Raw genomic sequence first — 22,452 nt, 5'->3', positions numbered from 1 at the left:
CCCGCCGTGATTCCATCACTCGTGCGCGATGGCCGCCAGCACGTTCATGCGGGAGGCACGAAGCGCGGGCAGCAGCGCCGCCACGACCCCCACCATCGCCGAGCCGACCACGACCGCGACGATCGTGCCCCACGGAATGGCGAGCGCGTTCATGCCCTGCAACGCCAGGACCTGCTGGGTGCACACCCCCCACACCAGCCCCAGGGCGAGCCCCAGTACAGCGCCGAACACCGCGATCACCACCGACTCCAGCCGGATCATGCGGCGCAGCTGTCGCCGGGCGAGCCCGATGGCCCGCAGCAGCCCGATCTCCCGGGTCCGCTCCACGACCGACAGGGCAAGGGTGTTGACCACGCCGAGGACCGCGATGACGATCGCGAGCCCCAGCAGCGCGTACACGAGGTAGAGCAGCACGGCGATCTGGTCGTGGACGAGTTCCTTGTAGTCGGCCAGGTCGCGCACCTGCACCTGCGGATACGGGTCGAGTGTCCGCTCCAGGCCCGCACGCAGGTCGTCGGCGCTCGTCCCGGAGGCCGCGTTCACGTACAGCGTGGAGTCCTGCGCGCCCGGCGCGAACCTCTCCAGGGTGGCCAGGCCGAAGTACAGGCCGCCCTGCGTGCCGAACCCCTCGGCGGCGTCCTGGTCGGTGAGGGCGCCCACGGTCAGTTCCGTGGTGCGTCCGCCCTGGAACTCGACGGGGATCGCGCTGCCGACCCGCACGCCGTGGTCGCGCGCGAAGTCCTGGTCCATGGCGATCCGGCCGTCCGCGAGCGCCGTCGCGGTGTCGCCCTGCGCGTAGGTGATGTTGGCGACCTCGTCGAGCTGCGGGTCGTAGGCCGCCGCGGTCGTCTCGACCCGGTCGCCGTCCGGCAGCCGTACGGCGATCGGAGTGAACCGCGACCGTACGACGAGCCCCACGCCTTCCGTGTCCCGCACCGCGTCGGTGACCTCCTGCGGGAAGGGCAGGAAGTTGCCGTTCTGTACGACGAAGTCGGCGCCCAGCGTCTCGTCGATCTGCTGGTCGAAGGACTCGCTCATGGAGGCGCTCGCCACCGACATCCCGCCGACCAGGGCCAGGCCCACCATCAGTGCGGCCGCGGTGGCTCCGGTGCGGCGGGGGTTGCGCAGGGCGTTGCGCTGGCTCATCCGGCCGACGGGCCCGAACAGCGCCGGGAAGGCGCCGCCGAGCACCCGGATCACCGGCCGCACCAGCAGCGGGCCCGCGATCACGGTGGCGAGGAGGGTCAGGATGATGCCGAGGCCCAGCAGGGAGGCCGCCGAACCTGTCTCCGACGCGGTGACGCAGCCGACGAGCGCGGCCGCGCCGAGCACTCCGACGCCGCCGCCGACGATCGCCCGCGTCCTGAGGGGCTTGCCGATCCCGGCGATCTCGGCGTCCGAGAGGGCCGCCATCGGCGAGACGCCCGCCGCGCGCCGGGCCGGGAGGTAGGCCGCGACGAAGGTGACGCCGACGCCGACGACGTACGCCGCGACCGGCGTGCTCCAGCCGATGACCATCTCGCTGGCCTTGATGTTCATGCCGAGCGCGTTCATCAGCTGGATCAGCCCGGCGGCGAGCCCGATGCCGGTGGCCAGGCCCAGCGTGGAGCCGACCAGGCCGAGCAGCATCGCCTCGATGAGGACCGAGCGGCGCACCTGGCGCCGGTCGGCGCCCAGCGCGCGCAGCAGGCCCAGCTCGCGGGTCCGCTGGGCGATCAGCATCGAGAAGGTGTTGACGATGAGGAAGACGCCCACCAGCGTGGCGATGCCGGCGAAGCCGAGCATGACGTACTTGATGATGTCGAGGAATCCGCCGAGCTGTTCGACGTCCGACTCGGCCTGCTCGTCGGCGGTCCGGTAGTCGTAGGTGTCGGCGCCGAGCGCGGCGGCCACGCGCTGCTTCAGCTGGTCGTCCCTGACGCCCTCGTCGGCGTCGACCGAGATGCTGGTGGCGGCCTTGGCGTCGCCCAGCAGCTTCTCCTGCGCGGTCTCCGGGTCGAGGAAGAGCAGTGCGGCGCCGGGGTTGGTGGTGGTGAAGGTGGCGATGCCGACGACCTCGACCTTGAAGGAGCCCGGGCCCGCGATCACGGTGAGCGTGTCGCCGATCCGCACGTCCTTGCGGTCGGCGGTCTCCGAGTCGAGCATCGCCTCGGCCGGTCCGCGCGGGGCGTGGCCGGAGGTGAGCTCCACCGGGCTGCGCTCGTCCGGGTTCCAGTCGGTGCCGATGGTGGGGGCGCCGGTGGTCGGGCCGACGGACTCGTTCTCGTCGTCGACGACGGTGATGTTCTCGACCTCGGCGTCCGAACGCGCGGCGGCGACCCCGTCGACCCGGGCCACGCGGGCCGCGAGCTCGGCGGGCAGGGTGGCCGTCGTGCCGGACGGCACCGCCTCGTCGAGGTTCTCCTTCGGGCTGACGGTGACGTCGGGCGCGGTCGTGGCGAACAGCCGGTCGAAGGTCCGGCTGAGCGTGTCGGAGAAGATCAGGCTGCCCGCGACGAACGCCACGGACAGGACGACGGCCAGAGCGGAGAGCATCAGCCGCCCCTTGTGGGCGAGGAAGCTGCGGAGCGTCGCCTTCAGCACGCGATCAGTCCTTGTCGAGGGTGACGTCGGACGTGGTGTCCCCGTCCTCGGCGCTGAACGGGGCCCGGCTCACGTCGAAGCGTTTCATGCGCTCCAGGACCCCCTCCGCCGTCGGCCGCTCCATCTCGTCCACGATCCGCCCGTCCCCGAGGAAGAGCACCAGGTCGGAGTGGGCGGCCGCGCCCGGGTCGTGGGTCACCATGACGACGGTCTGCCCGAGCTGGTCGACGGCCTCCCGCAGGAATCCGAGGACTTCCAGGCCCGCCCGCGAGTCGAGGTTGCCGGTCGGCTCGTCCGCGAAGATCAGCTCGGGCCGGGAGGCGAGCGCCCGCGCACAGGCGACGCGCTGCTGCTGGCCGCCCGAGAGCTGGGACGGCCGGTGCCCCAGCCGGTCCCGCAGCCCGAGCGTGTCGATGACCTGGTCCAGCCACTTCTCGTCGGGCTTCTTGCCCGCGATGTCCATGGGCAGGGTGATGTTCTCGGCCGCGTTGAGCGTCGGAATGAGGTTGAACGACTGGAACATGAATCCGATCCGGTCCCGGCGCAGCCGCGTCAGCTCGCGGTCCTTCAAGCCGGTGATCTCGGTGTCGCCGAGCCACACCTGTCCGGCCGAGACGGTGTCGAGGCCGGCCAGGCAGTGCATCATCGTGGACTTCCCGGAGCCGGACGGCCCCATGACCGCGGTGAACCGGCCGCGCGCGATGTCCACGTCCACCGAGTCCAGGGCCAGCACGGTCGTCTCGCCCGAGCCGTAGGCCTTGGTCAGGCCGCGGGCGCGGGCGGCGATCCCGTCGGCCGGGGCCTGGCCCGGCGCGTGCTGAGCAGCGGGTGTGGACAAGGCTGTCTCCTCGCTTCTGGTCGCTCCTGGCTGTCACACACTGGTCGTCCTGGCCGAGAGTAGTGTGATCCGGCCCACACTCGGTATCCCTCGTGGGGCCGAGTCGCCCTCCGCCGCAGGCCGGGTCCCTGATACCGGTGTAAGGGGCACCTTTCCACCCGCGGTGCCGCACGGGGCCTCTTGCGGCTGCTAGCGTCCGGACGCTAGCTTCGAACCATGGCCAAGACCCAGCTGAACGTGCGTGTCGACGAGGGCACCGCCCGCGCCGCCCGCGAACGCGCCCAGGCCCGCGGCATGAGCGTCAACCGCTACATAGAGGAACTGGTCAGGCAGGACGCCGGCGAGGTCGGCCACACCTTCGTGGAGGCCGCCGCCGACTTCATGAAGCAGTACGAGTCCGTGTTCGCCGACGAGTTCGACGGGGGTACGCCCGTCCGAGTGGAGTCGACGGCCAGGGACGAGCACGAGAGCTCCCGCGAAGGTCGCCGCTGATCCCTTGAGCACCCTCCGGATCGACCTCGCCTGGCTCCTCATGGTCGCCGAACACAAGACCCCGGGCGACCCCCAGGTCACCGACTGGGGTGCGCTCGTCGCCGCCGTCGCCCGCCATGAGGCACAGATATTCGACGTCGCCGTCTACGACAGCCCGCACGCGCGGGCCGCCGCGCTGCTCCAACTCCTCCTCCACGTGCCGGCCCTGGAGCGCTCCAACGCCCTGTTCGCCTGCGCCGTCGCGTACGCCTATCTCGTCGCCAGCGGCCTCAAGGTCGTCACTTCGCCCGAGCAGGTGCGGGAACTGGCCCGCCTGGTCAAGAGCGGCGAGGCGTCCGTGTACGACATCGCCCAGGAACTGCGCCGGTGGAGCCTGTGATCACGGCTCCTCGGGCGCGGGGCGCCACGCGGTACCGAGCACGCAGTACGAGGTGGGCAGCCTCGGGCCCGTCTCGGGCATCAACACCCGCCGGTAGGGGCCGAGCTCGAACCCGGCGTCCCGCAGTGCGCCGACCGGGTCCCGGGCGACGTGGCAGCCGCCCATCAGCGGTGGCCACAGCGTGCGGTCCAGCGCGCGCTGGGTGAGGGTCATCGCCCGGCCGCCGCCCCTGCCGTGCTCGAAGAACCGCACCTCGCCGCCGGGCCGCAGCACCCGCCGTATCTCACCGAGGGCCCGCGGCACGTCCCGCACACTGCACAGCACCAGCGAGACCACCGCCGCGTCGAAGGCCTCGCTCTTGACCGGCAGCGCCTCCGCCGCGCCCGGCACCACGTCGACCGGCACCTCCGAGCGCAGCGCGGACTCCACGGCCAACTGCCGCAGCACCCGCTCCGGTTCGACGGCCACGACCTCCGAGACGGCGCTCGGGTAGTGCGCGAAGTTCAGGCCGTTGCCCGCGCCGATCTCGATGACCCGTCCGGACAGCCCGGACAGCAGCCGCTCGCGCACGCCGGCCATGCCCATCCTGGTCTCGGCGCTCACACTGATCCGGGCGTAGCACCGGGCGAACAGCGGGTGGTGGACGGGGTCACGGGACACCTTGCCGGATCGTGCGGATCGCAGCGGCATGGCAACCTCCCTGGCAGGCGGGCCTCACCAGGATTGTCCCCCGTACGGGCCCGCCGCACCCCCGCGAGCTCACGGCGTCCGTCTCACCCGCCGAAGTTCCGCACCTGCTGGTGGACGCCGTAGTCGTTGTTCATCTCGTTGTGGGAGACGCAGCCGACCTCGACGTTCGTCGCGCCGCTGAGGAGCGCGCTGGTGTCCGGAGTGAGCGCGTCGTCGCAGTTCGACCGGGCGCGTGCGGGCTCTGTGGCTCCGCGCGTTCCCGACGGAGCGGGGGCGGGATCCGCAGATCCGCACGTCTTGGGCGGCGCGGGTGCGGGCTCCGCAGGTCCGCCTGTCCCGGACGGAGCGGGTGCGGGCGCCGCAGCTGTGCCCGTGCCGGGCGGGGCGCGTGCGGGCTCTGTGGCTCCGCGCGTTCCCGACGGAGCGGGGGCGGGATCCGCAGATCCGCACGTCTTGGGCGGCGCGGGTGCGGGCGCCGCAGCTGTGCCCGTGCCGGGCGGGGCGCGTGCGGGCTCTGTGGCTCCGCGCGTTCCCGACGGAGCGGGGGCGGGATCCGCAGATCCGCACGTCTTGGGCGGCGCGGGTGCGGGCTCCGCAGGTCCGCCTGTCCCGGACGGAGCGGGTGCGGGCGCCGCAGTTCTGCCCGGCCCGGGCGGGGCGCGTGCGGGCGATGTGGTTCCGCGAGTCTCGGGCGGGGCCGGTGTGGGAGGGGAAGCTCCGCCTGTTCAGGGACGAGCCGGTGCGGGGTCCGCAATTCCGCGCGGCCCTCACGGAGCGGGCGCGGGGTCCGCAACTCCGCGCGGCCCTCACGGAGCCGGTGCGGGGTCCGCAACGCTGCCCGTCCCTCAGGGAGCCGGCGTGGGCACCGCGGCCCCGCCAGTTCCGGGCGGAGACGACGCCGCGGACGGCACCCTCGTCACCGCGTACCCCTTCGCCCCCGACGCGGCCGCCCGTCTTCTCGCCCGCGCCACCGAAGCCGCCGTCTACACCGGCGACCTGCGCCGGTGCCGGGAGGCGGCTCGGGCCGCCGATCGGTGGGGGATCGTGGCCCCGGGCACGCTCGGAGTGCTCGCCGCCGCCTTCGACGGGCGGTACGAGGATGCGCGGGACCTGCTGATGGCGGCGGCCGGGCGGTGCGGTCCCGGCGGGGATCCCACCGTGCTGATTCACGCCGGTATCGCCGCACTGCTGCTCGGCGACCACACCGCAGCCGCCACCCTGCGGGCGGCCGCCTCGGCCCGGGTGCGGGGCGCGACGGCCACCGTCGTGCAGGCGATGGAGTTCCGGGCGTACGCCGACTTCTGGACCTCACCACCCGTCTGACCGCCCAGCAGCTGCTGGTCGCCCGGATGGCCGCCGAGGGCGCCACCAACCGTGAGATCGCCGACCGCCTCGCGCTCAGCCCGCGCACGATCGACCACCACTTGCGAGGAGTGTTCACCCGACTGGACATCCGCTCCCGCATCGAACTGGTGCGGCTTTTGGGCGAAGCCGGCGACTAGCCGGCGGGCTGCCGTCCGCGGAACGCCTCCGCGTCCCACGTCCCGTCCAGCCGCGGCGCCAGCCAAGTCGGCGCCGCGGTGCGGAAGTCGGCGGGCGCGAGGGACCCGGCCCCGGCGGGCAGGGCCCCGAGCAGCGGCGCGCCGGACACGTCGGGCAGGTCGGCCAGGTTGCAGCGCGAGGCGAGATCCGGTGCGTCGGGCCAGCTGCCGATCACGACGCCCACCAGGTCGAGCCCGCGGCTGCGCAGTTCACGGGCCGTCAGCTCCGTGGTGTTCAGCGTGCCCAGACCGGCCGACGCCACCACCAGCACCGGAGCGGCCAGCAGCCCGGCCGCGTCCGCCAGCGTCCCGCCCGTCGCGTCGAACCGGACGAGCAGTCCGCCCGCCCCCTCGACCAGCACCAGGTCGTGCTCGGCGGCCAGCTTGGCGGCGGCCTCGGCGACCTCGTGCGGACGCACCGGCGCCCGCCCGGCCCGCCGCGCCGCGGTGGCCGGCGCCAACGGCTCGGGATACCGGGCGACTTCCTCGGCCCGCACGGTCCCCGCGAGCCGCGCCACCTCGGCGGCGTCGCCGGGCTCGCCCGGCCGTACGCCCGTCTGCGCGGCCTTGAGCACGGCCACCGACCGTCCGGCCGCCAGCGCCGCGGCGGCGACGGCGGCGGTCGCCACCGTCTTGCCGACCTCCGTGCCCGTGCCCGTGATCACCAGTACCGGCATGTCACACTCCCGCTCATCCCTCGCGCGCCGCCGCGCACACCGCCCGCGCGATCCTTGCCACGTCCGTGTCGCCCGTGACGTACGGCGGCATCGTGTAGACGAGGTCGCGGAACGGCCGCAGCCACACGCCCTCGCGGACGGCCGCCCGGGTCGCCGCCGCCATGTCGACCGGGTGGTCCAGCTGGATCACCCCGATGGCACCGAGGACCCGTACGTCCTGCACTCCCGGCATCCCACGTGCGGGCGCCAGCCCCTCCCGCAGCCCCGCCTCGATCCGCTTGACCTCCGCGAGCCAGTCCTGGCCCAGCAGCAGCTCGATCGAGGCGCAGGCGACCGAGGCGGCGAGCGGGTTGCCCATGAAGGTCGGGCCGTGGGCGAGCACCGGGACCTCGCCCCGCGAGATGCCGTCGGCCACCCGTGACGTGCACAGCGTCGCCGCCATCGTCAGGTATCCGCCGGTCAGAGCCTTGCCCACGCACATCACGTCCGGCGTCACCGCCGCATGTCCGGCCGCGAACAGTGCGCCCGTGCGGCCGAACCCCGTGGCGATCTCGTCGAACACCAGTAGCACGCCGTGCGCGTCGCACGCCTCGCGGAGCACCCGCAGATAGGCGGGGGAGTGGAACCGCATCCCGCCCGCCCCCTGCACCACCGGCTCGACGATCACCGCGGCCAGCTCGTCGGCGTGCTCCTCGATCAGCGCGCGCAGCCGGTCGGCGTACGACTCCTCGAACTCCACCGGGGGCGGGTCCGCGAACACCTGGCGCTGGAGCATCCCGGACCACAGCTCGTGCATCCCGCCCTCGGGGTCGCACACCGACATCGGCTGCCAGGTGTCGCCGTGGTAGCCGCCGCGCCAGGTCAGCAGGCGCTGCTTCGCCGGGCGGCCGAGCGAGCGCCAGTACTGCAGGCACATCTTGACCGCGACCTCGACCGACACCGACCCGGAATCCGCGAGGAAGACATGCTCCAGACCGTCGGGCGACATGTCGACAAGGAGCTTCGCGAGCCGTACGGCGGGCTCGTGGGTGAGCCCGCCGAACATCACATGGCTCATCCGCCCCAACTGCTCGCGGGCGGCCTCGTTGAGCACCGGGTGGTTGTATCCGTGGATCGCCGACCACCACGACGACATGCCGTCGACGAGCTCGCCCGAGCCGTCCGCCATCGTCAGGCGCACCCCGCTCGCCGACTCCACGACGAGCGGTTCCTGCCGGCCGGGCATCGGACCGTACGGATGCCAGACGTGGCGCCGGTCCAGCTCCAGCAGCTCGGCGACGGGCAGGCCGGTCAGGTCAGGCATTGGGCGCGAGGTCCGTTCCGGCGCCTCGACGGCGTACGGCGACCAGGTCCGTACGGGCCTCGCCCGCCGGCGCGGCGGCCGGAGCGGAACCGCAGGCACCGCCGCCCTCCTGGGAGGACCCGCACCCGACGGCCTCCTCGGAGCCGCATCCACCCCTGCGGTGCTCCGGCAGCGTCACCTGGTCGGTGCCCTCCACCTCGAACCCGGCGTCCGCGATCATGTCCAGGTCGGCCTTGCCGGCCTGGCCCTCACTGGTGAGGTAGTCGCCCAGGAAGACCGAGTTGGCCAGGTGCAGGGCGAGCGGCTGCATCGACCGCAGATGGACCTCGCGCCCGCCCGCGATGCGTACCTCGACGTCCGGGCAGACGAACCGGACCATCGCCAGGATCCGCAGGCACCGCTGCGGAGTGAGGTTCCACTCCTTGGCCAGCGGCGTGCCCTCGAACGGGATCAGGAAGTTGACCGGCACCGAGTCCGCGTCCAGCTCACGCAGCGAGAAGACGACGTCGATCAGGTCCTCGTCGCGCTCGCCCATGCCGGCGATCAGCCCGGAGCAGGCGGACAGGCCGGCGGCGTGCGCCTTCTGCACGGTGTCCACCCGGTCGGCGTACGTGTGCGTGGTCGTGATGTCCCCGTACGTCTCCTCGGACGTGTTCAGGTTGTGGTTGTACGCGTCCGCGCCCGCCTCGCGCAGCCGCTCGGCCTGGCCGTCGGAGAGCAGACCGAGGCAGGCGCACACCTCGACGCCCTCGTTCTGGTCCTTGATCGTCTTGATCGTGTCGGAGACCCGGTCCACGTCCCGGTCGGTGGGCCCGCGTCCGCTCGCCACCAGGCACACCCGTTTGGCGCCTCCGGCCAACCCGGCCGCCGCGGCCTTCGAGGCGTCGTCGGGCTTGAGCCAGGTGTACTTGAGGATCCCGGCGGTGGAGCCGAGCCGCTGCGAGCAGTAGGAACAGTCCTCCGGGCACAGGCCCGACTTGAGGTTGACGAGGTAGTTGAGTTTCACCCGTCGGCCGAACCAGTGCCGGCGTACCTTGCCGGCCGCGGCCACCACATCGAGCAGGTCGTCGTCGGAAGTGGCGAGGACGGCCAGCGCCTCCTCGCGGGTCGGCAGCTCGCGCCGAAGCCCCTTGTCCACCAGCGTGTTCAGCAGGTCCATGAGAGCCGATCCTGTCCTACGCAGGCGCTTTCGGCCAAGGAGAGTTCGGACAACGAAGGTTCTTCGACGTGTGGGTATCGCCACATCATGGGTGCCCGGCCGTCCCGCTAGGGTCTGTGAACTGCCTACAAATCGCCGGCGCCGCCGGCCCAGTCCCTGGAGGGCCGATGGCGTTCGCCTGGATCGACGAGCAGGCCGAGCTGCGCCGCCGCGCCGGACTCGTAAGGACGCTGCGCCCCCGCCCCTCCGACTCACCGCTCCTGGACCTGGCGAGCAACGACTACCTGGGCCTGGCGCGGCACCGGGAGGTCACCGAGGGCGCGGCGCGCGCCGCGCGGACCTGGGGCGGCGGCTCGACCGGCTCCCGGCTCGTCACCGGCACCACGGAACTCCACCAGGAGCTCGAACACGAGCTGGCCGACTTCTGCGGCTTCGAGGCGGCCCTGGTGTTCTCCTCCGGGTACGCGGCCAACCTCGCCGCGGTCACGGCGCTGGCCCCGCACGGCTCGCTGCTCGTCTCCGACGCCGGCAACCACGCCTCGCTGATCGACGGCTGCCGCCTGGCCCGCGGGACCACGCAGGTCGTCGCGCACGCCGACCCGGACGGCGTACGCAAGGCCCTGAGGACGCACGAGGGCCCCGCCGTCGTCGTGTCCGACACGGTCTTCTCCGTCGACGGCGACGCTGCCCCGCTGGCCGGGCTCGCCGAGGCCTGCCGGGAGCGCGGCGCGGGACTGGTGGTCGACGACGCCCACGGTCTCGGCGTTCTCGGCGACGGCGGGCGCGGCGCCCCGCACGGGGCGGGGCTCGCGGGCGCCGACGACGTCGTCGTGACGGTCACGCTGTCCAAGTCGCTCGGCAGCCAGGGCGGTGCCGTCCTCGGCCCGGCCCGGGTGATCGACCACCTGGTCAACGCGGCCCGGACCTTCATCTTCGACACCGGCCTCGCCCCCGCGGCGGCGGGCGCGGCCCTCGCGGCCCTGCGCCTGCTGCGCCGCGAGCCGGAGCGGGCGGCGCGGGCCCGCGAGGTCGCCGCCGACCTGCACGCACGCCTGAGCGCCGCGGGTCTGGAGGCGGTACGTCCGGACGCCGCGGTCGTCTCCGTGCGCGCACCGTCCCCGGAGGGGGCCGTGCGCTGGGCGGCCGACTGTCGTGCGCAGGGGCTGGCCGTGGGCTGCTTCCGTCCTCCTTCCGTGCCCGACGGCATCTCCCGGCTGAGGCTGACCGCCCGCGCGGATCTCACCGACGGGCAGATCGAACGCGCTGTACGGGTGATCGGCGAAACGCGACCGTGAGTCGGCGTGGCACGGCCGCGCGTCGCGCCCGGGCGGAAACGGTCAGATGTGGTGCACCGCGGCCGTGAAGCCCGCCCAGCTCTCGGGGGAGAAGAGCAGCGCGGGTCCGGCCGGGTTCTTCGAGTCGCGCACGGCGAGCAGTCCGGCCGAGCGCCCGGCCACGAGCCGGGCGGTCTCGACGCAGTTGTTCGCTCCCGTGCTGTAACTGCTGCGCAGCCACCGCAGGCCGTGCAGGTCGGTGGCCGAGGGTACGTCCCGAGGCAGTACGGACATGGTGCCTCCTTACACGCCGTCACCTGTCGCGGCGATGTAGTCCAACGAGTCCTTGGGCGAAAGGGCGTGGAACTGAAGGGCGTTGAAGGCCTCCGTGTAGGCCTGGAGGTCTTCTTTCCGTTCGAGGTAGAGGCTACTCGTCAAGTGGTCGAGAACAACCACATCCAGATCAGATGTGCGCGAAAATGAGAAGATAACGAAAGGCCCGGTGACACCGATGTGCGCGCCGGCCGCGAACGGCAGTACCTGCAGCCGCACTTGGGGGAGCCGCGCGGCCTCGACCAGCCGCGCCAGCTGCCGTGCCATGATGCCGGGGCCGCCGACCTCCCGCCGCAGCACCGCCTCGTCCAGGACGGCGCTCAACTCCAGCGGCGGATGCGAACGCAGCACGTCCTGCCGGGCCAGGCGCACCCTGACCAGGGCGTCCAGCTTCTCGTCGTCCAGCCCGTCCACCGCGGCCTTCGTCACCGCGCGTGCGTACTCCGGTGTCTGCAACAGGCCGGGCACCACCGTGGTCTCCAGCGTGCGCATCGCGCTGGCCTGCGACTCCAGGCTGATGAAGTCCCGGTAGGTCGGCGGCAGGACACCTCGGTACGCGTGCCACCAGTGGTGCCGGCCGCCGCTCTCGTCGGAGCCCGCCAAGGCCAGCAGTAACTCGCGCGGTGGGGAGTCGTGCACGCCGTAGGCGTCGAGGAGTAACCGCACATCGGCCGGTTTCACCCCGCTCGCGCCGGTCTCGATCCGGCTCACCTTCGACTGGTGCCAGCCCACCAGCCGGGCCGCCTCACCACTCGTGAGCCCCGCACCGGTGCGCAGCGCACGCAGTTCGGCGCCCAGCTTCCGGCGGCGCACCGCGGGACCGTGCTGCATGGGCTACTCCTTACTCCAACCGAGGCACCCAAATACGGTCTGTCGTCGCAGAGTTCACCGCTTCGAGCGACAGATATATGCATATCTTGGTGGATCGCCACCCGTGACCGCCCCGGTAATGGCACTCTGGCGGCGAAGCACCAGTCCGGGACCGTACTCGAACCTCCGCTTTCGCGTCGGACTGCGGTCCCGTGGGAAAGGGACGACGTCGTCATGGCAGACCACCTGGAATCATCCGTCACTCTGCCGAGCGATCCCGCCTCGGTCTCCGTTGCCCGCTCCTACGTGCTCACCACCCTGGCGGAGTGGGGTCTGCCAGCGGGCACGGAGGCGGCCGACACCATCCGCCTCATCGTCTCCGAACTGGCCACCAACGCCGTACAGCACACCTTCGGGCAGTCACCCACCTTCACGGTGGACATCGCGCTCGACCGTGACGAACACCTGCGCATCGGCGTAACCGACAGCCACCCGCGCTTTCCGAAGCGGCTGCCCGCCGCCGTTCAGCAGGACAACGGCCGCGGCATGGTGATCATCCGCTGGCTGACCGCGGAGTGCGGCGGCAAGCTCAGAGTGCGGCCGACCCGCGAGGGGGGCAAGACCGTGTCCATCGAAGTGCCGTGGACCGTACCGGCCGAGCCGGTTCCGGCGGCGGGGCAGCAGGAGCCGTAGCCCGCCTCGTCCACGACCGCGCCCGGTGCCTCGAGCGGGTCACCGGCGGCGCACCGACAGCTCGCGGTGCGGTGCTCCTGCGCGCACCACTGTGGCCGGCGCGACGGCTGACCGCTCGGCGTCGGTCCGCACGGCCCGCTGCACCAGCCGTGGGAGCAGCCACCACAGGCCCAGGCACACGAGCAGGGTCGCCCCGCCCGCGGCCAGCCCGCCGGCCTGGCCGGTCGTCACGTCCACCACGAGCAGCACCGACCCGGTGAACGCGAGCACCAGCACCCCCATGCCGAGGGTGGCCAGCCGGGAGGAGACCTGGACTATGCGGGCCTTGGCGCCCCTCTGGAAGAGCGAGCGGTGCAGGGCGGCGGGTGCGGTGAACAGTGCCGCCGCGAGGACCGCCAGCAGGAGCGTGACGACGTATGTGGTGCGCTGGACCGTGTCGAGGGACGGGAAGCGCGGCGTGAAGGCCAGGGTCAGCAGGAAGGCGAAGAGGATCTGCACCCCGGTCTGGGTCACGCGCAGTTCTTGGAGCAGCTCGCCGAAATTGCGGTCGGCGCGCTCCAGCGGGGTCTCGTTGCGTGCGGTGCAGGGACTGTGGTCGGCCATGGATGAACGAGTAACCACTTCGGCCCGTGTCACGCGCTCCGGAGAGCCCCGGAGGGGGGCGGCGGCGGGTCAGGCCGCCGCCGCTCCCTCGCGGGTGGGTCTACTTGACCCGGCCGTACCAGACGCTCTTCGTCCAGATCTTCTGCAGTCGCACCACGTCCCCGGTCTTCGGGGCGTGCCAGATCTTCCCCTTCCCGGCATAGATGCCGACGTGGTAGACGCTCGAACCCGAGTGGAAGAACACCAGGTCCCCGGCCTTGCGGCTCTTCGAGGAGATGTGGTGCGTCTTGTTGTACTGCTGGGCCGCCGTGCGGGGAAGTTTCTTGCCCGCCTTCTTGAACGAGTACAGCGTGAGCCCGGAGCAGTCGAAGCGGCGTGGCCCGGTGGCGCCGTACTTGTACGGGGAGCCCTTCTTGGACGCGGCGATCTGAAGTGCCTTCGTCGCCGGCGTGGCGGCCGCGGCGTCGGAGGCGACGCCCGGTACCACGACGGAGCCGCTCACCGCGGCGATGGTGAGGGCCGAGGCCGTACCGGCCCGGACCATGAGCGACGGGACACGATTGAGCGCAGTCATGCGCAACCCTTCGTCAGCCGCCTGTGAAGGATGACCTGTCGGATTCGGGCTGGCGAAGTTGCCCGGCCGCTGCTGCGGCTTCACCCCAAGGGCTGCTCGGCCCGGTCATGGCGTGACCGTTCCGGCGACCCGTATTGCCTGGGTCCTCCACTCCTGCCGATCCACTCCTGTCGACCGGTCATCCGGGCAGCGGCAGGACTCGGCGTCCGCCCGGATCGCCCCGCCGCTTCGGCGGGGGCTTGTCGTCAGACAGGGATCTTGGCTCACTGATGTCCGAAAATCCCAACGGAACCGATGGTTTGTGTTGTTACTCACCACTCACCCGTTCGGGTGGACACCCCAGTGTTCGAAGGGGTGTCGAGGGATCCGCGGGCCCTCGGACCAGCACCGGGACAGCTCATTCCGCCCTGGGGCTACGCGTGTTGCGCAACCTCACAGGGCCTGTAAATGGACGCGGAAGTACTCCAAATGGTGGTACGCCGTTTGGTCTCTTCCGACACGGGCCCGGACGCTCCGTCAGAAGGGCGGGGCGCCCGGGACGGCTGTGGGTGCGTCAACTCTCGGTGACCGGGGGCAGTGTGACGCGAGCCGCGCGGCGCTCCCCGTCCAGCACGCGCAGCGCACGCGCCAGCGTGTCGGCGTGCACCTCGCTCTCGCCCCGACGGTGCATCAGCGCCAGCGCGTCCCGCAGCGCGGCCGCCTTGGTGACCAGCGCCTGCGCGGCCCGCAGCCCGCTGTACGTGTCTCCGGGGCGGGCCGGATTGATCCTGCCGAGCAGGTCGACCACGTCGAGGTAACGGTCGATCAGCTCGCCCTCGGCGCGGGTCAGGGCGGGCAGTGGCGGCAGATCGGGCAGCATCGGTGGCTCACCCCTGGCCGGGAGCGGGGTGCGAGCCCTTGCGGCTCGGGATGATCCGGTCCGCCAGCCCGTACTCCAGCGCCTCCTGCGCGGTGAAGATCTTGTCCCGCTCGATGTCGGCGTTCACCTGCTCCGCACTGCGCCCGGTGTGCCGTACGAGCATCTCCTCCAGGCGGGACCGCACGCGCGTCAACTCGGCGGCGTGGATGGCCAGGTCGCTCGCCTGCCCACGCATCGGCTCCGAGACCGCGGGCTGGTGGATCACCACGTGGGCGCCCGGCAGCAGGCTCCGCTTCCCGGGCGTCCCGGCGGCCAGCAGGACGGCGGCCGACGAACCGGCCTCCCCCAGGCACGTCGTCTCCACGTCACACCTGACGTACTGCATCGTGTCGTAGATCGCCGACATCGAACTGAACGAACCGCCGGGGGAGTTGATGTACAGCACGATGTCGCGGTCGGGGTCCTGGTACTCCAGGTGCATGAACTGGGCCATCACGTCGTTCGCCGAGATGTCGTCGATCGGAGTCCCGAGGAAGACGATCCGTTCCTCCAGCAGCTTCGCGTACGGGTCCATCGTCCTCATGCCGGAACTCGTGCGTTCGGTGAACTCGGGCAGGGCGTGGCGGGCGGACGGTCGGGTCATGAGAGCCCCTCCTTCGGCGTCTGTAAAAAATGTACAGGATGTACGTGACGTTATGATGGGGGTATGGCCTACGAGATTCCGGTGACGCAAGCCAGAGCTGAACTCGCCGACCTGATCAATCGGGTGGTGTACGGCGGTGAGCGGGTGGTCGTGACACGGCACGGCAAACCCCTCGTCGCCCTGGTGTCCGCCGCCGACCTCGAACGGCTGGAGGAACTCCGGGAGCCCGCTGAGGAACAGGTGGTCAGCGCGGTCTCCTCGGTCCGCGAGGTGGCGTCCGCCGCCCGCGAACAGCAGCGCTTCGGTATCGCGGCACACCACCGGGGGCCCGGCGCCTCCTGAGCGCTCCCCGGGGCGCACCGCACGGCACACGACAAGACCGTGCACCCCCGCCCGCCATGACGAGGGTGCACGGCCGGGCCGGACCGGCGCGGCCGGCCGGTCAGCCGACGGCCACCGGCTCTGGCCGGGATACGGGCTCGGCCCGCTGCGCACGCGTCCTGAGCGCACCGCCGAGGAGAACGGCGCCCAGGCCCAGCGCGGCCCACCAGGCCAGCGTGAGGGCGGGACCGGTCGCTGCCGCCCCGTCGAAGAACGACACCGAGCGCAGCAGGCTCGTCCCCGCGCCCGGTGGCAGCCACTGGCCGATCGTGCCGGCCGGCTCGGGCAGCAGCTGCGGCGCGGTGGCCGCCCCGGAGAACGGGTTGCCGAACAGCATCACGACGCTCGCGGCGATCGCGATGCCGGCAGGACCCGCGAGAGCGGCCAGACCGGCCACCGCGGCGCTCACGGCCAGGGCCGCCAGGGCGAAGGTCCCCGCCTCCGCCCACCAGTCGCCGGTGACGACATGGAGCCAGCTGTGCGCGACGGCGGCCGCGACCACACCGATCAGGGCCGTGGCGCCGACGAGTGTGCCGACGGCACGGACGCCGCGCAGTCCCAGCAGGGTGACCGCCGACCCCGCCGCGATGCCGGCCAGGGCGAGCGGCAGCACGCTCGCGTTGAGCGCCGAGCCCCGCGGATCCGTCTGCGGGGCGGCCACCACGTCGACCGTCTCGACCCGCGCGCCCGAGGCGGCGGCCTGCTCGGCCATCGTCTGCTGGAGCATCTGGGCCACGAACGGGCTCGCCGCGGACGCCGTCAGCAGTGTGGTCCCCTGGGCGGTGACCACGACCGCGCCGTATACGGTCCGGTCCTCGATGGCGTCCCTGGCGGCGGCCTCGTCGGCGTAGCGGTGGATCTCGAACGCGCCTTCCCGCTGCGCGAGTCGCTGCTGCGTCTGGGCCGTCGCGGCGGCCGTCCCGGCGACTCCGAGCGGCAGGTCGCGGGGTGCGGTGCGGGCCGCGGGCCAGGCGAAGGCCCACAGGGCGAGGGCCGCGAGCAGGGGGACGAGGACGACGACCGCGATCACGCGGTGCGCGGGGGCCCTGCCGGGGCCGGCGGCTGTGGCGGACATGGAAATCCCCTTCGGGCGCGTCAGTAAAAAGAAGGATCGTTCGTTTTGGCTGCGCTCCCACGGTCCCGCCGAGACCGCGCCTTGTCAAGAAGGAATGTTCGTTCTACGTTGTGGCCATGGCTCGCGTATCCCAGGCACACCTCGACGCCCGCCGCCGACAGATCCTCGACGGCGCCGCGCTCTGCTTCGCCCGCAACGGCTTCCACGCCACGTCCATGCAGGACGTGCTCAAGGAGGCCGACCTCTCGGCCGGGGCGGTGTACCGCTACTTCGCCGGCAAGGAGGAGCTGATCGCCGCGATCGTCGGTGAAGTGCTCGGAGAGGTCCGTGAGGCCTTCGAGGAGGCCGCGCAGCAGAGCCCGCCGCAGCCGCCGGACCTCCTGGTCGGATCGGTCCTGAGCCGGACGCTGGCCGCGCGGGCGTCGTTGACCGTCGACGGGGAGCCGGCCTTCCCGCGACTGATCGTGCAGGTGTGGGCGGAGACTCTGCGCAGCCCGGAGCTGGCGATCACCCTGCGGGACGGGTACGCCGCGGTGGCCGAGGCCTGGGTGCGGGTCGTCGAGGCGTACCAGGCGGCCGGGATGATGCGGGCGGACCTGCCCCCGGAGCATGTCGCGCGCACCATGATCGCGGCCGTCCAGGGGTTCGTCGCCCAGCAGCCGCTGCTGGGGCCGGCCCCGGTCGAGGTCCTCCAGAACGGCCTACGCGCGTTGATGAGCATGTCGGCCCCACGGGACGAGGCCTGAATGGATCACAGCTCGGTTAACTTGCCTGAAACCCGGTCCAACTAGCCTGCCGATCGACGCCACCAGGGACTTTGCCCCGGGGCCGCGGCAGCCGGACCCCGCACGGTCCGGAGCGAGGACTGTGAGGTGGGACGTGCAACTGACCCCGCACGAGCAAGAGAGGCTGCTGATCCACGTGGCGGCCGACGTGGCCGAGAAGCGCAGGGCCCGCGGGCTGAAGCTCAACCACCCCGAGGCGGTCGCGCTCATCACGTCGCACATCCTCGAGGGCGCCCGTGACGGCCGTACGGTCGCCGAGCTGATGTCCTCCGGGCGCAAGCTGCTCACCCGGGACGACGTCATGGAGGGCATCCCCGAGATGATCCACGACGTCCAGGTCGAGGCGACCTTCCCGGACGGCACCAAGCTCGTCACCGTCCACGACCCGATCGTCTGACGGGAAGGAGCAGCCGTGATTCCCGGAGAGATCCTGTTCGCCTCAGGCCCGATCGTCTACAACGAGGGCCGCGAGGTCACCTCGCTGACGGTCCTCAACGCGGCCGACCGGCCCGTCCAGGTCGGTTCCCACTACCACTTCGCCGAGGCCAACCCCGGTCTGGACTTCGACCGCGCCGCGGCACACGGCAAGCGGCTCAACATCGCCGCCGGCACCGCCGTGCGCTTCGAGCCCGGGATCCCCGTCGACGTCGAACTCGTCCCGCTCACCGGCGCCCGTGTGGTGCCCGGACTGCGCGGGGAGACCGGAGGTGCCCTCGATGCCTGAGATCTCGCGTGCCGCGTACGCCGACCTCTTCGGCCCCACCACCGGCGACCGCATCCGGCTCGCCGACACCGACCTGCTCGTCGAGATCGAGGAGGATCGTTCCGGCGGTCCGGGACTCGCCGGTGACGAGGCCGTCTTCGGCGGCGGCAAGGTCATCCGCGAGTCCATGGGCCAGTCGCGTGCCACCCGCGCGGAGGGCACCCCGGACACGGTGATCACCGGTGTCGTGATCATCGACCACTGGGGGATCATCAAGGCCGACGTCGGCATCCGCGACGGCCGGATCACCGGCATCGGCAAGGCCGGCAACCCCGACACCATGGACGGCATCCACCCCGACCTGGTCATCGGCCCCGAGACCGAGATCATCGCCGGCAACGGACGGATCCTGACCGCCGGCGCCATCGACGCGCACGTCCACTTCATCTGCCCGCAGATCGCCGACGAGGCGCTGTCCTCCGGCATCACGACACTGATCGGCGGCGGCACCGGCCCCGCCGAGGGCTCGAAGGCGACGACCGTGACGCCCGGTCCCTGGCACCTGGCCCGGATGCTGGAGGCGATGGAGGAGTTCCCCGTCAACTTCGGCCTCCTCGGCAAGGGCAACACCGTCTCCCACGAGGCGATGCTGTCCCAGATCCGCGGCGGCGCCCTGGGCCTGAAGCTGCACGAGGACTGGGGGTCGACCCCGGCCGTCATCGACGCCTCGCTGACCGTCGCCGACCGCACCGGCATCCAGGTCGCCATCCACACCGACACGCTGAACGAGGCCGGATTCGTCGGCGACACCCTCGCCGCGATCGCCGGACGCGGCATCCACGCCTACCACACCGAGGGTGCGGGCGGCGGGCACGCACCGGACATCATGACCGTGGTGTCCGAGCCGCACGTGCTGCCGAGCTCGACGAACCCGACCCGCCCCTTCACCGTCAACACCGCCGAGGAACACCTCGACATGCTGATGGTGTGCCACCACCTCAACCCGGCCGTCCCGGAGGACCTCGCCTTCGCCGAGTCCCGGATCCGGCCCTCCACGATCGGCGCGGAGGACATCCTCCACGACCTGGGCGCCATCTCGATCATCTCCTCCGACGCGCAGGCCATGGGCCGGGTCGGCGAGGTCATCATGCGGACCTGGCAGACGGCCCACGTGATGAAGCGGCGGCGGGGCGCGCTGCCGGGTGACGGACGCGCGGACAACCATCGGGTACGTCGCTATGTCGCCAAGTACACGATCAACCCGGCCGTCGCGCAGGGCGTCGCCCACCAGGTCGGCTCGGTCGAGACCGGCAAGCTCGCCGACCTCGTGCTGTGGGAGCCCGCGTTCTTCGGGGTCAAGCCGCACCTCGTCGTCAAGGGCGGGCAGATCGCGTACGCGCAGATGGGCGACGCCAACGCCTCCATCCCGACCCCGCAGCCGATCCTGCCGCGTCCGATGTTCGGTGCGATCGGGCGGGCGCCCGCGTCGAACTCCTTCAACTTCGTGGCGCCGCTCGCCATCGAGGACGGGCTGCCGGAGCGGCTGCAGTTGGGCAAGCGCTTCGTCGCCATCGAGTCGACGCGTGGAGTGACCAAGGCCGACATGCGGGAGAACGACGCGCGGCCCCGCGTCCAGGTCGATCCCGACAGCTTCGCCGTGCACATCGACGGGGAGCTCGTCGAGGCGACTCCGGCCGCCGAACTGCCCATGGCCCAGCGCTACTTCCTCTTCTGACGGCGCGGATCCCATGTCACGAGCAGCACTACTCGTCCTGGCCGACGGCCGCTTCCCCGCCGGAGGGCACGCCCACTCCGGCGGCGCCGAGGCGGCCGTCCAGGCCGGGCGCGTCACCGGCGCCGCGAGCCTGGAGGACTTCTGCCGGGGGCGGCTGCACACGGCCGGGCGGGTCTCCGCGTCGCTGGCCGCGGCGGCCGTACTCGGTGCCGATCCCGCGGAGTTGGACACGGCGGCCGACGCGCGGACGCCATCGCCCGCACTGCGGGTCGCCGCGCGGAAGCTGGGCCGCCAGCTGATGCGGGCCGCCCGGGCGACCTGGCCGTCGGAGGAACTGGACGACCTGGCACGGCAGTTCCCCAAAGGGGCGCACCAGCCGGTGGTGCTCGGGCTCGCCGCTCGGGCGGCGGGGCTGGGGGCTCTGGACGCCGCCTACTGCGCGGCGTACGAGAGCGTCAGCGGGCCGGCGTCGGCCACGGTGCGGTTGCTGAGTCTGGACCCCTTCGACGCGACCCGGGCGCTGGCTCGGCTGGCGCCGGAGCTGGACCGCGTCGCGGATCAGGCGGTGGAGGCGGCTCGGAGGGCTGTCGACGAGGGCGTGGATGCCTTGCCCGCGGCTTCCGCTCCGCTGCTGGAGATCTCCGCCGAGGTGCATGCCGCCTGGCCCGTGCGGCTCTTCGCGTCGTAGGAGGTTGTCTCGCCCCCGCCGCCCCTACCCGTCCCATCCTCCAGGGGCTCCGCCCCTTCGACCCCGCCAGGGGGCTTCGCCCCCTTGACCCCCATCGGCCCCGAAAGGGCCTCGTCCTCAAACGCCGGACGGGCTGAACAGTGCCGGACTGAGCTGAAAAGGCACCGCTCGACCTGAAATTCTGGAGCCGCCCCATGCACCTCGACCACTCCCACGACGGCCCCGCCGCCGTCAGCGCCGACGCCCACCGCCCCGACGGCTCGCACCGCGCGCTGCGGATCGGGCTCGGCGGGCCTGTCGGGTCCGGGAAGACCGCCACCGTCGCCGCGCTCTGCCGGGCGTTGCGCGACGAGTTGTCCCTCGCTGTCGTCACCAACGACATCTACACGCGTGAGGACGCCGAGTTCCTGCTCAGGGAGGCCGTGCTGCCGCCCGAGCGGATCACCGCAGTGGAGACGGGGGCCTGCCCGCACACCGCGATCCGGGACGACATCTCCGCCAACCTCGAAGCGGTCGAGGACCTGGAGGACGAGGTCGGCCCACTGGACCTGATCCTCGTCGAGTCCGGCGGCGACAACCTCACCGCCACCTTCTCCCGCGGGCTCGTCGACGCGCAGATCTTCGTGATCGACGTCGCCGGCGGGGACGACATTCCGCGCAAGGGCGGCCCGGGCGTCACCACCGCCGACCTCCTCGTCGTCAACAAGACCGACCTCGCCCCGTACGTCGGCTCCGATCTGGCCCGGATGGCGGCCGACGCCAAGGCGCAGCGGGCCGAACTGCCGGTCGTCTTCCAGTCGCTGAGGACCCAGGCCGGCGTGCGGGACGTCGCCGCCTGGGTGCGGGCGCAGCTCGCCGCGTGGACGGCATGACCGCGGCCGTGACAGGGGTACGGGCCGGCGCGCGGATGCTCGCGCGGGACGACGGCCGCGGGGGTACGTCCCTGCCCGTCCTGGAGGGTGAGGGACCGCTGGCGCTGCGTCGGACCCGGGGGATCGGCAGCCAGGCGCACGTCATGATCGTCGGCGCGATGAGCGGGCCGCTCGGCGGCGACCACTTCACGGTGGAGGCCGGGGTGGAGGCCGGGGCCCGGCTGCGCGTCGGGTCGGCCGCCGCCACCATCGCACTGCCGGGCCAGGCCAAGGGCGGGTCCCGCTACGACGTCCGGCTCACCGTCGCCGACGGCGGCGAACTGCACTGGCTGCCCGAGCAGTTGATCTCGGCCCACGGCAGCGACCTGTACGTCACGACGCGCGTCGAACTCGGTGCGAGGGCCCGGCTCGTCCTGCGCGAGGAGCAGGTGCTCGGGCGGTCCGGTGAGGAGCCGGGGCGGCTCGGCAGCCGTCTGGTCGTCCGGGTCGCGGGGCGTACCGTGCTGGACCAGGAGCTGTCCTGCGGACCCGGAGCGCCGGGCGGCTGGGACGGGCCCGCCGTGCTCGCGGGACATCGGGCGGTCGGGCAAGTCGTCGTCGTCCGACCGGAGTTCGCGGAGGAACCGGTGACGGCGCGGGTGCTGGGGGAGGGGGCCGTGATCGTGCCGCTCGCGGGTCCCGCCGCGCTGGTGACCGTGGTGGCGCCGGACGCGCTGAAGCTTCGGCGGGTCCTGGACGAGGCGCTGACGTCCCTCGGTTGAG

26 protein-coding genes, 2 pseudogenes and 1 riboswitch are annotated in these 22,452 nt (G+C 72.3%); of the genes and pseudogenes, 14 read left to right on the top strand and 14 right to left on the bottom strand.

What is annotated here, in order from left to right; all coding sequences use genetic code 11:
• Positions 1-15 precede the first annotated feature (15 nt).
• Positions 16-2,583: an ABC transporter permease gene (locus tag ACZ5XS_RS09675; protein WP_468649470.1), complete on the bottom strand. Its 2,568-nt coding sequence runs from the start codon at positions 2,581-2,583 to the stop codon at positions 16-18.
• A 4-nt stretch (positions 2,584-2,587) separates the two neighbouring features.
• Entirely contained in the window at positions 2,588-3,421 is an 834-nt protein-coding gene (locus ACZ5XS_RS09670; RefSeq protein ID WP_468649468.1) for an ABC transporter ATP-binding protein, read from the bottom strand.
• A gap of 216 nt (positions 3,422-3,637) precedes the next feature.
• On the opposite strand from ACZ5XS_RS09670, the gene ACZ5XS_RS09665 reads away from it, so the two are divergent.
• Complete coding sequence (locus tag ACZ5XS_RS09665; RefSeq protein WP_468649466.1) at positions 3,638-3,913, top strand: toxin-antitoxin system HicB family antitoxin; 276 nt, start codon at positions 3,638-3,640, stop codon at positions 3,911-3,913.
• Between the two features lie 4 nt (positions 3,914-3,917).
• Complete coding sequence (locus ACZ5XS_RS09660) at positions 3,918-4,292, top strand: fic family toxin-antitoxin system, toxin component (protein WP_468649464.1); 375 nt, start codon at positions 3,918-3,920, stop codon at positions 4,290-4,292.
• Here ACZ5XS_RS09660 and ACZ5XS_RS09655 read toward each other — a convergent pair whose 3' ends face one another.
• Positions 4,293-4,982 carry a class I SAM-dependent methyltransferase gene (locus ACZ5XS_RS09655; RefSeq protein ID WP_468649462.1) on the bottom strand — a complete coding sequence of 230 codons (690 nt, stop codon included), beginning with the start codon at positions 4,980-4,982 and terminating at the stop codon, positions 4,293-4,295. It lies immediately after the preceding gene.
• Positions 4,983-5,065: 83 nt separating this feature from the next.
• Positions 5,066-5,212, bottom strand: a pseudogene (locus ACZ5XS_RS09650) (lipase); the annotation flags it as partial.
• Positions 5,213-5,921: 709 nt separating this feature from the next.
• On the opposite strand from ACZ5XS_RS09650, the pseudogene ACZ5XS_RS09645 reads away from it, so the two are divergent.
• Both ACZ5XS_RS09645 and ACZ5XS_RS09640 read left to right on the top strand, forming a co-directional pair.
• A pseudogene (locus ACZ5XS_RS09645) lies at positions 5,922-6,299 on the top strand (LuxR family transcriptional regulator); the annotation flags it as partial.
• Between the two features lie 32 nt (positions 6,300-6,331).
• Positions 6,332-6,484, top strand: coding sequence for a helix-turn-helix domain-containing protein (locus ACZ5XS_RS09640; protein WP_468649460.1), 153 nt, complete (start codon positions 6,332-6,334; stop codon positions 6,482-6,484).
• On the opposite strand, the gene bioD is transcribed toward ACZ5XS_RS09640, so the two are convergent.
• Genes bioD through bioB form a run of 3 tightly spaced genes read right to left on the bottom strand, consistent with a single transcriptional unit; the run spans position 6,481 to position 9,662 of the window.
• On the bottom strand, positions 6,481-7,200 hold the full coding sequence (bioD, locus tag ACZ5XS_RS09635; RefSeq protein WP_468649458.1) for a dethiobiotin synthase: 720 nt from the start codon (positions 7,198-7,200) through the stop codon (positions 6,481-6,483). The genes ACZ5XS_RS09640 and bioD overlap by 4 nt on opposite strands.
• Positions 7,201-7,213: 13 nt before the next feature.
• Entirely contained in the window at positions 7,214-8,503 is a 1,290-nt protein-coding gene (locus ACZ5XS_RS09630; protein WP_468649456.1) for an adenosylmethionine--8-amino-7-oxononanoate transaminase, read from the bottom strand.
• The gene (bioB, locus tag ACZ5XS_RS09625; RefSeq protein ID WP_468649454.1) at positions 8,496-9,662 is read right to left on the bottom strand and encodes a biotin synthase BioB; all 1,167 of its coding nucleotides are present in this window, start codon (positions 9,660-9,662) and stop codon (positions 8,496-8,498) included. Before bioB ends, ACZ5XS_RS09630 begins: the two co-directional genes overlap by 8 nt.
• Positions 9,663-9,829: 167 nt before the next feature.
• Here bioB and ACZ5XS_RS09620 point away from each other — a divergent pair, with 167 nt between their 5' ends.
• The gene (locus ACZ5XS_RS09620) at positions 9,830-10,957 is read left to right on the top strand and encodes an 8-amino-7-oxononanoate synthase (RefSeq protein ID WP_468649452.1); all 1,128 of its coding nucleotides are present in this window, start codon (positions 9,830-9,832) and stop codon (positions 10,955-10,957) included.
• Between the two features lie 42 nt (positions 10,958-10,999).
• On the opposite strand, the gene ACZ5XS_RS09615 is transcribed toward ACZ5XS_RS09620, so the two are convergent.
• Both ACZ5XS_RS09615 and ACZ5XS_RS09610 read right to left on the bottom strand, forming a co-directional pair.
• A complete protein-coding gene (locus ACZ5XS_RS09615; protein WP_468649450.1) occupies positions 11,000-11,230 on the bottom strand; it encodes a DUF397 domain-containing protein in 231 nt (76 codons plus the stop codon).
• A gap of 9 nt (positions 11,231-11,239) precedes the next feature.
• Positions 11,240-12,100 (bottom strand): helix-turn-helix domain-containing protein, encoded by an 861-nt coding sequence (locus ACZ5XS_RS09610; protein ID WP_468649448.1) that lies wholly within the window; start codon positions 12,098-12,100, stop codon positions 11,240-11,242.
• A gap of 213 nt (positions 12,101-12,313) precedes the next feature.
• Between ACZ5XS_RS09610 and ACZ5XS_RS09605 the strand changes: the two genes are divergently transcribed.
• On the top strand, positions 12,314-12,772 hold the full coding sequence (locus ACZ5XS_RS09605) for an ATP-binding protein (RefSeq protein WP_468649446.1): 459 nt from the start codon (positions 12,314-12,316) through the stop codon (positions 12,770-12,772).
• 39 nt (positions 12,773-12,811) lie between these two features.
• On the opposite strand, the gene ACZ5XS_RS09600 is transcribed toward ACZ5XS_RS09605, so the two are convergent.
• From ACZ5XS_RS09600 to ACZ5XS_RS09585, 4 genes are all read right to left on the bottom strand, one after another.
• Positions 12,812-13,375: a DUF6328 family protein gene (locus ACZ5XS_RS09600; protein ID WP_468649444.1), complete on the bottom strand. Its 564-nt coding sequence runs from the start codon at positions 13,373-13,375 to the stop codon at positions 12,812-12,814.
• A 100-nt stretch (positions 13,376-13,475) separates the two neighbouring features.
• Positions 13,476-13,949: a C40 family peptidase gene (locus tag ACZ5XS_RS09595; RefSeq protein WP_383867068.1), complete on the bottom strand. Its 474-nt coding sequence runs from the start codon at positions 13,947-13,949 to the stop codon at positions 13,476-13,478.
• Positions 13,950-13,952: 3 nt separating this feature from the next.
• A riboswitch (cyclic di-AMP (ydaO/yuaA leader) is annotated at positions 13,953-14,086 on the bottom strand.
• Positions 14,087-14,502: 416 nt separating this feature from the next.
• On the bottom strand, positions 14,503-14,808 hold the full coding sequence (locus tag ACZ5XS_RS09590; RefSeq protein WP_468649442.1) for a hypothetical protein: 306 nt from the start codon (positions 14,806-14,808) through the stop codon (positions 14,503-14,505).
• A 7-nt stretch (positions 14,809-14,815) separates the two neighbouring features.
• Complete coding sequence (locus ACZ5XS_RS09585; RefSeq protein WP_468649440.1) at positions 14,816-15,451, bottom strand: ATP-dependent Clp protease proteolytic subunit; 636 nt, start codon at positions 15,449-15,451, stop codon at positions 14,816-14,818.
• Between the two features lie 63 nt (positions 15,452-15,514).
• On the opposite strand from ACZ5XS_RS09585, the gene ACZ5XS_RS09580 reads away from it, so the two are divergent.
• Positions 15,515-15,793, top strand: coding sequence for a type II toxin-antitoxin system Phd/YefM family antitoxin (locus ACZ5XS_RS09580; protein WP_468649438.1), 279 nt, complete (start codon positions 15,515-15,517; stop codon positions 15,791-15,793).
• Positions 15,794-15,893: 100 nt separating this feature from the next.
• On the opposite strand, the gene ACZ5XS_RS09575 is transcribed toward ACZ5XS_RS09580, so the two are convergent.
• Positions 15,894-16,907, bottom strand: coding sequence for an ABC transporter permease (locus tag ACZ5XS_RS09575; protein ID WP_468649436.1), 1,014 nt, complete (start codon positions 16,905-16,907; stop codon positions 15,894-15,896).
• A 116-nt stretch (positions 16,908-17,023) separates the two neighbouring features.
• On the opposite strand from ACZ5XS_RS09575, the gene ACZ5XS_RS09570 reads away from it, so the two are divergent.
• The 7 genes from ACZ5XS_RS09570 (at position 17,024) to ACZ5XS_RS09540 (ending at position 22,451) form a co-directional block, all read left to right on the top strand.
• Positions 17,024-17,653: a TetR/AcrR family transcriptional regulator gene (locus ACZ5XS_RS09570; RefSeq protein ID WP_468649434.1), complete on the top strand. Its 630-nt coding sequence runs from the start codon at positions 17,024-17,026 to the stop codon at positions 17,651-17,653.
• Between the two features lie 133 nt (positions 17,654-17,786).
• Positions 17,787-18,089 carry an urease subunit gamma gene (locus tag ACZ5XS_RS09565; RefSeq protein ID WP_010988499.1) on the top strand — a complete coding sequence of 101 codons (303 nt, stop codon included), beginning with the start codon at positions 17,787-17,789 and terminating at the stop codon, positions 18,087-18,089.
• A gap of 15 nt (positions 18,090-18,104) precedes the next feature.
• On the top strand, positions 18,105-18,416 hold the full coding sequence (locus ACZ5XS_RS09560) for an urease subunit beta (RefSeq protein ID WP_217242036.1): 312 nt from the start codon (positions 18,105-18,107) through the stop codon (positions 18,414-18,416).
• Complete coding sequence (locus ACZ5XS_RS09555) at positions 18,409-20,130, top strand: urease subunit alpha (protein WP_468649431.1); 1,722 nt, start codon at positions 18,409-18,411, stop codon at positions 20,128-20,130. The genes ACZ5XS_RS09560 and ACZ5XS_RS09555 overlap by 8 nt, the downstream gene beginning before the upstream one ends.
• 13 nt (positions 20,131-20,143) lie before the next feature.
• A complete protein-coding gene (locus tag ACZ5XS_RS09550) occupies positions 20,144-20,818 on the top strand; it encodes an urease accessory protein UreF (RefSeq protein WP_468649429.1) in 675 nt (224 codons plus the stop codon).
• Between the two features lie 194 nt (positions 20,819-21,012).
• Complete coding sequence (gene ureG / locus ACZ5XS_RS09545) at positions 21,013-21,690, top strand: urease accessory protein UreG (protein ID WP_468649427.1); 678 nt, start codon at positions 21,013-21,015, stop codon at positions 21,688-21,690.
• Positions 21,687-22,451, top strand: coding sequence for an urease accessory protein UreD (locus tag ACZ5XS_RS09540; RefSeq protein WP_468649425.1), 765 nt, complete (start codon positions 21,687-21,689; stop codon positions 22,449-22,451). The genes ureG and ACZ5XS_RS09540 overlap by 4 nt, the downstream gene beginning before the upstream one ends.
• Position 22,452 lies beyond the last annotated feature (1 nt).

The sequence above is a fragment of the Streptomyces sp. NPDC033131 genome (assembly GCF_055578365.1).
Note: the sequence above shows the minus strand (reverse complement) of the source record. Positions and strands in the feature narration are given on the sequence as shown.

Excerpts from the sequence above, each read along its gene's own strand:
- ACZ5XS_RS09570 (WP_468649434.1), top strand. The coding sequence starts at position 17,024 with ATGGCTCGCGTATCCCAGGCACACCTCGACGCCCGCCGCCGACAGATC.
- ACZ5XS_RS09655 (WP_468649462.1), bottom strand. The coding sequence starts at position 4,982 with ATGCCGCTGCGATCCGCACGATCCGGCAAGGTGTCCCGTGACCCCGTC.
- ACZ5XS_RS09640 (WP_468649460.1), top strand. The coding sequence starts at position 6,332 with ATGGCCGCCGAGGGCGCCACCAACCGTGAGATCGCCGACCGCCTCGCG.
- ACZ5XS_RS09540 (WP_468649425.1), top strand. The coding sequence starts at position 21,687 with ATGACCGCGGCCGTGACAGGGGTACGGGCCGGCGCGCGGATGCTCGCG.
- ACZ5XS_RS09575 (WP_468649436.1), bottom strand. The coding sequence starts at position 16,907 with ATGTCCGCCACAGCCGCCGGCCCCGGCAGGGCCCCCGCGCACCGCGTG.
- ACZ5XS_RS09550 (WP_468649429.1), top strand. The coding sequence starts at position 20,144 with ATGTCACGAGCAGCACTACTCGTCCTGGCCGACGGCCGCTTCCCCGCC.
- ACZ5XS_RS09590 (WP_468649442.1), bottom strand. The coding sequence starts at position 14,808 with ATGCTGCCCGATCTGCCGCCACTGCCCGCCCTGACCCGCGCCGAGGGC.
- ACZ5XS_RS09585 (WP_468649440.1), bottom strand. The coding sequence starts at position 15,451 with ATGACCCGACCGTCCGCCCGCCACGCCCTGCCCGAGTTCACCGAACGC.
- ACZ5XS_RS09605 (WP_468649446.1), top strand. The coding sequence starts at position 12,314 with ATGGCAGACCACCTGGAATCATCCGTCACTCTGCCGAGCGATCCCGCC.
- ureG (WP_468649427.1), top strand. The coding sequence starts at position 21,013 with ATGCACCTCGACCACTCCCACGACGGCCCCGCCGCCGTCAGCGCCGAC.
- ACZ5XS_RS09555 (WP_468649431.1), top strand. The coding sequence starts at position 18,409 with ATGCCTGAGATCTCGCGTGCCGCGTACGCCGACCTCTTCGGCCCCACC.
- ACZ5XS_RS09620 (WP_468649452.1), top strand. The coding sequence starts at position 9,830 with ATGGCGTTCGCCTGGATCGACGAGCAGGCCGAGCTGCGCCGCCGCGCC.
- ACZ5XS_RS09600 (WP_468649444.1), bottom strand. The coding sequence starts at position 13,375 with ATGGCCGACCACAGTCCCTGCACCGCACGCAACGAGACCCCGCTGGAG.
- bioB (WP_468649454.1), bottom strand. The coding sequence starts at position 9,662 with ATGGACCTGCTGAACACGCTGGTGGACAAGGGGCTTCGGCGCGAGCTG.
- ACZ5XS_RS09615 (WP_468649450.1), bottom strand. The coding sequence starts at position 11,230 with ATGTCCGTACTGCCTCGGGACGTACCCTCGGCCACCGACCTGCACGGC.
- ACZ5XS_RS09595 (WP_383867068.1), bottom strand. The coding sequence starts at position 13,949 with ATGACTGCGCTCAATCGTGTCCCGTCGCTCATGGTCCGGGCCGGTACG.
- bioD (WP_468649458.1), bottom strand. The coding sequence starts at position 7,200 with ATGCCGGTACTGGTGATCACGGGCACGGGCACGGAGGTCGGCAAGACG.
- ACZ5XS_RS09610 (WP_468649448.1), bottom strand. The coding sequence starts at position 12,100 with ATGCAGCACGGTCCCGCGGTGCGCCGCCGGAAGCTGGGCGCCGAACTG.
- ACZ5XS_RS09665 (WP_468649466.1), top strand. The coding sequence starts at position 3,638 with ATGGCCAAGACCCAGCTGAACGTGCGTGTCGACGAGGGCACCGCCCGC.
- ACZ5XS_RS09580 (WP_468649438.1), top strand. The coding sequence starts at position 15,515 with ATGGCCTACGAGATTCCGGTGACGCAAGCCAGAGCTGAACTCGCCGAC.
- ACZ5XS_RS09630 (WP_468649456.1), bottom strand. The coding sequence starts at position 8,503 with ATGCCTGACCTGACCGGCCTGCCCGTCGCCGAGCTGCTGGAGCTGGAC.